This window comes from Pseudoalteromonas sp. RB2-MNA-CIBAN-0110, assembly GCF_040309305.1.
In the GTDB taxonomy this organism is placed as follows: domain Bacteria; phylum Pseudomonadota; class Gammaproteobacteria; order Enterobacterales; family Alteromonadaceae; genus Pseudoalteromonas; species Pseudoalteromonas arctica.
This window is the reverse complement of sequence record NZ_JBEOOQ010000118.1, coordinates 1-333: the sequence shown is the minus strand read 5'-3', so window position 1 is coordinate 333 and position 333 is coordinate 1. Positions and strand designations below refer to the sequence as shown.

1 protein-coding gene is annotated in these 333 nt (G+C 36.0%); it reads left to right on the top strand.

The annotated features are described in order from the left end of the window. Positions 1–333: DUF3083 family protein (locus tag AAEY68_RS20790; RefSeq protein ID WP_350586798.1), on the top strand; the 333-nt coding region annotated here is incomplete at both ends.

Genomic DNA, 333 nt, shown 5'->3' with positions numbered 1-333 from the left:
CTTTAACGATGAGTCGTATCAGCTTGAAACGAATAAACAAATGTTGTTTTTTTATAACCCTCGCTACCACGAAGCACATAAAGCGTACTACACTGAAAATATAGCCAGTAAAAAAATCAGGCTGTTATTTTTAGCAACCGGTGACGATCTGCGTGCAAATTCAGCACTGTTTCATAGCAAGGTACAAAAGGTATTAAATAATTTACAACAGCAGTTATTTTTAGAACAACCACTGTTTAAACTGCGCGATCATCAACATTTAACCTATGACTTATTTGCTAAAGATAAAGGCAATAAACAAACCTACGGTTATAAACTGCGTAGCCTCTACCC